This is a genomic window from Rhodococcus sp. (in: high G+C Gram-positive bacteria) (assembly GCF_049591685.1).
In the GTDB taxonomy this organism is placed as follows: Bacteria; Actinomycetota; Actinomycetes; order Mycobacteriales; family Mycobacteriaceae; genus Rhodococcoides.
On record NZ_JBAWFH010000562.1, the window covers coordinates 1 to 6,908 of the forward strand.

The 6,908-nt window shown below is 64.8% G+C and carries 6 protein-coding genes and 1 pseudogene; 1 reads left to right on the top strand and 6 read right to left on the bottom strand.

Features of this window, described 5'->3' with window-relative positions:
• Window positions 1-6: 6 nt before the first annotated feature.
• Genes WBQ44_RS23095 through WBQ44_RS23115 form a run of 5 tightly spaced genes read right to left on the bottom strand, consistent with a single transcriptional unit; the run spans window position 7 to window position 4,875 of the window.
• Window positions 7-1,326, bottom strand: coding sequence for an ABC transporter substrate-binding protein (locus WBQ44_RS23095; RefSeq protein WP_495568986.1), 1,320 nt, complete (start codon window positions 1,324-1,326; stop codon window positions 7-9).
• Window positions 1,323-2,408 carry a branched-chain amino acid ABC transporter permease gene (locus WBQ44_RS23100; RefSeq protein ID WP_495568987.1) on the bottom strand — a complete coding sequence of 362 codons (1,086 nt, stop codon included), beginning with the start codon at window positions 2,406-2,408 and terminating at the stop codon, window positions 1,323-1,325. The genes WBQ44_RS23095 and WBQ44_RS23100 overlap by 4 nt, the downstream gene beginning before the upstream one ends.
• A 1-nt stretch (window position 2,409) precedes the next feature.
• The gene (locus WBQ44_RS23105) at window positions 2,410-3,288 is read right to left on the bottom strand and encodes a branched-chain amino acid ABC transporter permease (RefSeq protein WP_495568988.1); all 879 of its coding nucleotides are present in this window, start codon (window positions 3,286-3,288) and stop codon (window positions 2,410-2,412) included.
• 23 nt (window positions 3,289-3,311) lie between these two features.
• On the bottom strand, window positions 3,312-4,034 hold the full coding sequence (locus WBQ44_RS23110; RefSeq protein ID WP_495568989.1) for an ABC transporter ATP-binding protein: 723 nt from the start codon (window positions 4,032-4,034) through the stop codon (window positions 3,312-3,314).
• The gene (locus tag WBQ44_RS23115) at window positions 4,024-4,875 is read right to left on the bottom strand and encodes an ABC transporter ATP-binding protein (RefSeq protein WP_495568990.1); all 852 of its coding nucleotides are present in this window, start codon (window positions 4,873-4,875) and stop codon (window positions 4,024-4,026) included. The genes WBQ44_RS23110 and WBQ44_RS23115 overlap by 11 nt, the downstream gene beginning before the upstream one ends.
• A 152-nt stretch (window positions 4,876-5,027) precedes the next feature.
• Between WBQ44_RS23115 and WBQ44_RS23120 the strand changes: the two genes are divergently transcribed.
• Window positions 5,028-6,305, top strand: coding sequence for a PucR family transcriptional regulator (locus tag WBQ44_RS23120; protein ID WP_495568991.1), 1,278 nt, complete (start codon window positions 5,028-5,030; stop codon window positions 6,303-6,305).
• 384 nt (window positions 6,306-6,689) lie between these two features.
• On the opposite strand, the pseudogene WBQ44_RS23125 reads toward WBQ44_RS23120, so the two are convergent.
• Window positions 6,690-6,908, bottom strand: a pseudogene (locus WBQ44_RS23125) (hypothetical protein); the annotation flags it as partial.

Here is a 6,908-nt window from a genome sequence, read left to right on the forward strand (position 1 = left end):
GTGGTGCTATTCCGGAATCCCGCTTTCCGGCGGAGTGGATTCTTCACCCGTGTATTCCTCGACGGGTGAGTCACCGATGTCGGTCGCCAGCACGGGCGTCAGGTATACGGGAACACCGTTTCGGATCTGGAAGACGCTGGCGCCCGAGATGCCTAGGTGGCTTTCCTCGGAGTACCGGAACGGCGCCAACTGTGGTCCTTCGAAGTTCTTACCGTTGTCCTGCACTGCGGCGACGATGTTCTCCCGCGTCGGGTTCTCACCTGCGGCTTGGAGTGCCTGGACGAAGGCGTAGGCCTGGCTCATGCCGTAGATGCGGTAGTTGGTGAGTGGTTCGCCAGTTCCGTTCTCCGCCCACACCTTCTGCCAGAGCTGGGTCCACTGGTTGTCGGCGGAGTCGACTCCGGGGATGTACTCGAGCGAGATCATGCCCTCGAGCGACTGCCCGCCGTTGGTGACGGCGCCTTGCGAGAACCGTCCGAGCAACGACCCGACGAGGTCGACGTCGGAGCCGATGGAGCTGTAGAACCATTCGGGGTCGTAGTTCAGACGCATCGAGGTCAGCTGGCTCAGAGCGGTGTACGAGGGCACGTTGAAGCCGAGGATCAGATCGGCTCCCGCGCCCTGCAGTGCGGCGATCTGCGGCGCGACGTCGGTGTTGCCGGATGTGTAGCGGACTACTTCGACGATCTGGTCGTCGAGGTACTGCCGGACTGCTTCTTCGCTGTCGCGGCCGAGGTCGTCGTCCTGGAGGAAGAGTCCGACCTTGGCGTCGGGACGGTTCTTCGTCACCCAGTCGCCGATGATCTTGCCTTCGACCTGATAGTCGGGTTGCCATCCGAAGGTGTTGGGGTACTTCTCCGGATCATTGCCCCACATGATCGCGCCGGAGGACACGAACAAGTCGGGTACGCCTTCTTCGTTGAGGAAGTCGATGACGGCGCTGTGGGTTGCGGTGCCGAGCCCACCGACGACGGCGAACACCTCGTCCTGCAGGACGAGCTCGTTGACCACCTGCGTGGTGGTGGTGGGATCGTAGGAGTCGTCCCGGACCAGGTATTCGATCTGCCTGCCGTTGATGCCGCCTGCTGCGTTGACGTAGTCGAAATAGGCCTGCGCGCCGGTGGGTATCTCGCTGTAACCAGGTGCCGCGACCCCGGTCAGCGGGAAGTGGGCGCCGATCTTCACCGATGTGTCGGTGATGCCGACGGTCGATCCTTCGGTCGATTCCGCAGATTCCTCACGGCCACCGGCGCCGCAGGACGCCACGAGGGCGACCGCGGCGGTCAGGGCCGTGGCGCGAACCGCCAGCGATACGGATGTTTTCATTTCTCCCCTTTTCTGGCGAAACGCCATCTGCGGTAAGTACCTACGAGGCCCAGTGGTGCGAACAGGATGACCAGGACGGTGAAGATGCCGGTCACGAGCGGTGCGAGTTCAGCGGATTGAAGGCTGGTCAGCCCGGCGTCGAGGCCGAGGTTGGTGACGACGGGCGGAATGTAGGTCAGCAGTGCGGCACCGATGAGCGCGCCGGCCAGCGAACCGAGTCCACCGATCACCACCGCCGACAGCAGTGTCAGCGACAGCGTCAGGGTGAACCCGCTGGGCGCCGCGATTCTCGACGCCATGGCCAGCACCGCGCCCGCTGCTCCCGCGCAGGCGGCGCTGACGACGAAGGCGAGGATTCGGGCACGGCCGAGGTCGATCCCGGACAGTTCGGCGGCCACCTCGTCGTCGCGCACGGCTCGCCAGCGTCGGCCGGTTCGACTGGACGATATGTTTGCGAGCAGGAAGAAGACGAGGACGAGGAGGAACCAGCTGACGTAGGAGACGAACTTGGTGCTGTCGAGTTCGTTTCCGGTGATGAAGTACACGACGTTGTCCAGTGCGGTGGGCACCTTGGGTGCGGGTACGACGAGTCCTTGTTCGCCGCCGAGGTATTCGGAGAAGTACAGCGCGAGGCCGGGGACGGCGACGGCGAGGGCGAGTGTGGCGCCGGCGAGGTAGGGCCCGTGCAACCGAGCGGCAGCGATACCGACCACGATGCCGACGATGCCGGTGATGAGCGTCGCCGCGAGCACAACGAGCGGCACGGTCCAGCCCGAATCCTGTTCTCGCAGCATCAGTGCGGCGGTGTAGGCGCCCACTGCCATGAATGCCCCGTGCCCGAGCGAGAGTTGCCCGCTCAAACCGGTGAGGACGGTGAGTCCGCCTGCGGCGATGGCAAGGTAGGCAACCGATGTCAGCTGACTTTGCCGGAAGGTACTGACACTTTCGAGAACCAGCACGATGACGACGAGGCCGACGAGGGCGGCCAGCAGATGGCGGCGGACGGGAGTGGCCGACAGTCGGGTGCGCCACGACGAGGCGGCGGTCGGTGTCGTCTGCCGGTCGGCGACTGATGATGACATGTCAGACCTTTCTCGCCACGGTGCCGGCGAACAAGCCACTCGGTTTCAGTAGCAGGACCACGATGAGGATGACCAGTGCGGCGGTCGAGACGAGGTCTTGGCCGATGTAGCCACTGACGAAACTCAGCCCCACTCCCATGAGTAACCCGCCGACGACGGCTCCTCCCGGCGAATCGAGCCCGCCGAGAACCGCTGCGACGAAGCCGAATACGACGATGGAGTCCATGTAGCCCGGGTGCACGAGCGAGCCGCCCGCGATGAGTATTCCGGCGAGCGATCCGACCACGGCGGCGAGTGCCCAGCCGAGAGTGAGCATCCGGCTCACCCGCACACCGAGTAGGCGTGCGACCTCTTGCTCGAACGCACTCGCCCGCATCTTCAGGCCCAGATCGGTGAAGCGGAACAGCAGCACCAGCAAGCCCAGTACGACGAGCACCGCGACGACCTTGAACATGTCGTACCCGGTCAATGCGATGTTCATGTCGCCGACGGTCTGACCGGTCAGACCGAACGGTGCAGGGAACGAACGGAATTGGTTGCCGAACACGATGGCGGCGACGGCGTGGATGATGATGAAGAGCCCGAGCGTCAGGATGACGGGGTTGATGTGCGACGAGCTGTCGACGAACCGGATCACGAGCCGTTCGACGAGCGCACCCAGGATCAGTCCGCTGAGCAGTGCTGCCGCGAAGCCGATCCAGTACGAGTAGCCGGCGTCGATGACGACCAGTGCGACGTACGTGGTGATCATGGCCATCGGGGCCTGCGCGAAGTTGACGATCCGCGTCGACCTGAAGATGAGCACGAGTGCGAGCGCGAACGCAGCGTAGATCATGCCGCTGGTCACGCCGTTGAGAAGGATGGTGAGTAGTTGCTGCACCGTGGAGGCGTCCTTTCGGCTCGTCAGAATCCGAGGTAGGCGTGGCGGAGGGCTGCGTCGTCGGCGAGAGTGTCCGCCGGGCCTTCGACGGCGACCTTGCCGAGGTCGAGGACGACGGCGTGTTCGGCGATGGACAGTGCGCTGCGGGCGTTCTGCTCGACGAGAACGACTGTCATGGACTCGGTTTCGACTAGTGTGCGCAGCGTCTCGAAGATCTGGGTGACCACCTTCGGTGCGAGGCCGAGCGACGGCTCGTCGAGAAGGAGTACCGACGGCGTGGCCATCAGTGCTCGGCCGATGACGAGCATCTGACGTTCACCGCCGGACAGGGTGTGCGCCGACGAAGTTCGTCGACCGGCCAGTGGGGCGAACATGTCGTAGACGTGGTCGAGGGTGACGGCGTCGTGACTGCGGTTTCGTCCGAGCGCCCCGAGTCGCAGATTCTCCTCGACGGTGAGTTCGGCGATGACCCCGCGGCCCTCGGGTACGTGCGCGAGTCCTTTGCGCGACAACCTGTCCGGTGCTACGCCGACAAGTTCCGATCCGGCGAGCCGAATGCTTCCCGATGTCGGTTTGAGCAGCCCGGACACGGCTCTGAGCAAGGTGGTCTTTCCGGCACCGTTGGCGCCGAGCACCGCGGTGACCGTGCCGGTGCGGATGGTCATCGACACGTTGTCGAGCGCAATGACCGGGCCGTAGTGCACGGTGAGACCCGTGATCGCCAATTGCGCTGTGTCAGTGGTCATGTGATACCTCGTTCCCCAGGTATGCAGCGAGCACCGCGGGATCCTCGCGGACTTCCGCAGGCGAGCCGTGGGCGATGACTTTGCCGAAATCCAGTACGACGATGCGGTCGCAGACGCTCATCACGAGATCCATGTGGTGTTCGACGAGCATCACGGAGGGGGCAGGAGTGGAGCCCCCGGAATGACCGGAACCGTCGATCGTGGAATCGGCTGTGGAGCCTGCGGGTGCTGCGAGTGAGCGGATGAGCGTGCCGAGTTCTTCCATTTCGTCGGAGGACAGCCCGGAGGCGGGTTCGTCGAGGAGGATGAGCGAGGGTTTGCTGACGAGTGCGCGGGCGAGCGCGACGCGTTTGCGTACCGCATACGGCAGGCTCGGCGGTAGTCGGTGGGCGTATTCGTCGATGCGCAGTTCTTCGAGGGTGGTCATGGCTTCGGCGCGGACGGTGTTGTCGTCCTGTGCGCTGCTGGGGAGGCCGAGCAGCCCGGCGAGAAAACCGGATCGGGCGTTTCGGTCTGCGCCGATCATGACGTTGTCGAGGACGGTCATACGATCGAACAGCCCGAGTCCCTGCAGCGTTCTGCTCATGCCGAGTTTTGGCAAGTGGTCGGCCCGAAGGTGGGTCAGGGGTCTTCCGTCGCGTCGGATGGTTCCGGATGCGGGGCGGACGAGTCCGCAGGCGACGTTGAACAGGGTCGTCTTGCCTGCGCCGTTGGGGCCGATGACGCCGAGTACCTCTCCGGCCCGTACGTCGAGACTCACGCCGGACAGTGCGATGATGCCGCCGAAGGCGACGTCGATCGATTCGAGTTCGAAGACGGGCGTGGTGGAGCTGTTGCCCACAGTGATGCTCCTCACATTTCGTGTGTGGATTCACTATGGTTGCTGAGCACAAGCCGGGATATAGGCGCAGCGCACAAAATGTTTGGGTCCGGGGACACCAGTACTGCGCAAATCGCCCCGATATGTAGGCGGTGTGCGCAAAACTGTGCATCGTGAGCGCACCCGAGCCAGGCGCAGGTTCGAGTAGTCGCGCTGCCCGGGTGGCGTCGAAACGCGGCGACCAGGAAATCATTGAGCGTGCGTGGTCGTCGTTGCTCGGGCGTGCCGATGCGATAGCCGACTCGATCACCCTCGCGTTGATCGAGCAGGATCCCGCGTACCTGTCCTCGCCCGCGCCGGACATCGCCGCCGAGATCCGTCGGAGTACGCGCGAACACATCCGGCAGGGGCTCCGAACGCTCTCCGGCGCCCCCGCGTCGACCGACACGACGAGGGAGGTGTGGCGGCGCACGGGCCGTGAACGTGCCCGGCAGGGGATCCCGATGGAATTGGTCCTCAAGGCGTACACCCTCGGCAGCCGAACCCTATGGGAGGAGCTCATTCGGGAGCGTGAACGCAACACCTCGATGATCGAGGAGCGCCTGCTTCTCGTTGCGGGGCAACAGTTGTGGCGCGCTCTCGACGGTCAGTACGAGACGTTGGTGGCGGCTTATCGCCGTGAAAGTGCGCGGATGCAGCAGCGTGATCTGGCAAACGTCCTCTCGGTGCTCGACGGTTTACGCACGGGCCGCGGCGGCGATCCTGCGTTCGTATTCGAGGCGCGTGCGACGCTCGGTTTGTCTGCGGCGCAGCACATTGCATGCATCGTCGGCATTCTCGACGATCGCGACGAGCCACCGCTGGCCGCGCCCGAGGATGCACTGGACCAGATCGGCGCGGTGTCGCACTGGAACATCCGCGACGGTCACCAGTTCGCTCTCGTCGCGCTCACACGTGGGACGTGGAAAAGTGTCGTCGACGCATTGGTGCCGCGTGCGACGGGCAGGGTGGGCGTCGCGCATTCACCGGACGGATTGGCGTCGTTCGCGGGTGCGTACCGGCTGGCGTCGCTGACCGCGGAAACGATCGCCGACGGCTCGGCGGGGGTTGCGCTCGCAACCGACCGCTTGCCCCGCGTCATCATGGCCGCCGACGATCAATCGTCGGAGTTGCTGGTGCACCACGCGCTCGGTTCGATGTGGACTCACCCCGCGCCACAGAGAGACACGTTGCTCGACACCCTCGCGCACGTGCTGGCCAACGACGGGTCACCCACCAATGCGGCCAAGGTTTTGTACTGCCATCGCAACACCGTCATCTACCGGATGCGACAGATCGAGGAACTCACCGGGCGGAGTCTGACCGACCCGCAAGATCGCCTGCTGCTGACTTTGGCGCTGGTGAAAACGGGGCATTGGGCTCGCGCCGTCGATACCGATTCGTTCAACTGAATCAATCTGCGAACTTCTCGAGGCCGGTTGTAACGGTTCACAAACTGCCGCGATAGTCGTAGTGGCTCCACACTGCTGCCCGACCCCCGACCCGGCAGCGGTGTGGGGCCACCTTTGCCTGGGGGGGCCGATGCTCGGCGGTGGTGCTCTGCACCGATGCTCGGCACGGACGTCGACAAGTGCAGTGCGTAAGCTCGGCCGAAGAGTCGGGAAGAATTTCCGGGGGTTCGGGAGGGCCGAGAACGTGAGCGTCGATGGAGACGGCAAAGGTAAGCATGAGAAAGAGCCGAATCCGCCGGACGACGTGACCGATCCCGCCCAGCATGCTGAAGGCGCGGAAGGCACCGCCGACACGCCCCCGGCCTCTGAAGATACTGCTTCGGCTCACGACGTTCCTCCGTACGAGGCCGTCACCGAGGTCATGCGCGCCATCGACCCGAACGATCGACTACCTGGAGCGGGATCCGAATCGGGTTCTGCGGCCGAGTCCGGTCCTACGCCTGACACCACTCCCAGCCTGTCGCCCACGCCTCCAGCACGGCCGACGCCTCCCGCCGGACCCACGCCTCCCGCCGGACCCACGCCTCCTGCCCGACCCACGCC